Annotated in this window: 3 protein-coding genes; all 3 read right to left on the reverse strand. The window is 71.6% G+C overall.

Going from position 1 to position 1,932, the window contains the following annotated elements; all coding sequences use genetic code 11:
- Positions 1-904: OmpA family protein (locus FUT87_RS29570; protein ID WP_186830793.1), on the reverse strand; the 904-nt coding region annotated here is incomplete at its 3' end.
- 173 nt (positions 905-1,077) lie between these two features.
- On the reverse strand, positions 1,078-1,344 hold the full coding sequence (locus FUT87_RS26795; RefSeq protein WP_091733441.1) for a hypothetical protein: 267 nt from the start codon (positions 1,342-1,344) through the stop codon (positions 1,078-1,080).
- Positions 1,345-1,542: 198 nt separating this feature from the next.
- The coding region (locus FUT87_RS26800) for an ankyrin repeat domain-containing protein (protein WP_147242949.1) at positions 1,543-1,932 on the reverse strand (390 nt) is incomplete at its 5' end.

Below are 1,932 nucleotides of genomic sequence, written 5' to 3' on the forward strand. Positions count from 1 at the left end.
TCAGCGGCTCGACCGCGCCATGGCTGACGATCGGCCCGATCGAGGCATCCACGCCATGCAGCAGCCGCTGCGCCTTGCCCAGCGCATAGGCGTAGAGCACCGACGCGCGTCCCGCCGCGGCATTGCGCCGCCACCAGGCGTCGATCTCCGAGAACAGCGCCGCCTGCGACGGCCAGCGGTAGATCGGCAGGCCGAAGGTGGACTCGGTGATGAAGGTGTCGCAGCGCACCGGCTCGAAGGGCGCGCAGGTGCCATCCGCCTCCAGCTTGTAGTCGCCCGAGGCCACCCAGACCCGGCCGCCATGTTCCAGCCGCACCTGCGCCGAGCCCAGCACATGGCCGGCCGGATGCAGCGACAGCCGCACGCCGTGGTGCACCAGGTATTCGCGCACGGTCTCGGCCCGATCCAGCGACAGCGGCCCGTTCACCGCATCGCCGGCCGAGCTGTCGGTGTGCCCGACGATGGTGATGCGGACCTGCTCGTCCAGGTCGCGGCTGGCTTCATCCAGCGCGGGGCGCATAGTCGGCTTGAGCTCGGAACGACCCAGGTCGAAGGCCGCGTCAGTGGGCAGGGTCAGCTTGAGCTGGTTGTCCGCGGTGCGGACCACGCCGATGCCGGTGCCTCCGCTGGCTTGCACGACCGCCAGGCGGCGCTCCTCCATGCGGGGGGACCACAGATTCCCGCCGATGACGGAGCCGGCGGGAAGCGCCGGCGTGACGGTGGTCGACGGTGCAGTCGAGGGGGCACCCGAGTGCCCCCCCATCGAAGCGCAGCCGCCCAGCGCCATCAGGGCCAGCGCCAGGACCGGCAGGCTGGCCGCCGCAAGCCACCGCCAGCGCGGTCCGGCGAGGACGCCTGGGGCGGCTTCGGCGACGTGACGGGAGAGGACTCGGGGGCGGCGCATGACAGTCTCCAGGCGGGCTGTGGGCTCGGTCACACGATAGAGGGACCTCGGTTGAGCGTCATGCTAGGGAGATCGCGGGGGGCCGGGTGTAGTCGGCTGGCGGAAGCGCGGGTCAGACAGCACCGACAAGCGCCGCGCCGATTCGTTCCGGACCCTTGCCCCGGCAGCGAATCTCAGGCGCTCAGTTCGGTGCCGATGGACGGCTGGTCGTCCAGCGGGAGCAGATCGGCTTCGGACAACTCGGCCGCATCGACTTCCTCGTCGTAGGCGGCCTGGTCGCCGGCGTCGCGGTGCGCGATCAGCGGCTTGTCCAGCGGGCGGTAGATGCGGCTGCGCAGGCGGGCCAGGCGTTCGGAACCGGCCACTTCCAGGGCGACGCGCTCGGGATCCAGCAGCATCGCGAACGGGTTGGCGGCGAAGTCTTGGGTCGTGGTCAGCATCTCGGTCTCCGGCGCCGACACCGTGTCGGCATGGGATGAACTGTAGAGACCGACCCGGGCCGCCAACAGTGGGCGGGCCGCCAAACCGCGTGTCAGACGGATTCCTAGGGGAATGCCAGCAGCTGCCTCACCGCGCCGTGCGGCGTGTGACGGATGCCTCGGAAAGGCGCGGGAAAGCGTCGCGCCGGGGGACGCCGCCTACGGTGCCGGCGTGGCGGCGGCCTTAGCACGCGCCCGGGCGAGCTGGTCCAGCTTGTCGGCCATCTCGTCCTGCCCGGCGCGGCGGGCGAAGTCGGCCGCGCTCAGCTGATGGTCGTTGCGCAGCGTGACGTCGGCGCCGGCGGCGATCAGGATCTCGGCGCCGCTCAGCCCGCCGTAGCCGGCCGCCATCATCAGCGGCGTCGTTCCATTGGGCGACCGCGCGTCGATGTCCGCGCCCTGCCCGACCAGCCAGCGCACCAGGTGCTCGTTCGGGCCGGCGGCCGCGTAATGCAGCGCGGACCACCCCGGTTCGTTGACCAGCGCGCCGCGCTTGACCAACTCGCGCGCGATGTCCAGGTTGCCCTTGATCGCGGCCAGCATCAGCGG

The organism is Mitsuaria sp. TWR114 (assembly GCF_007997345.1).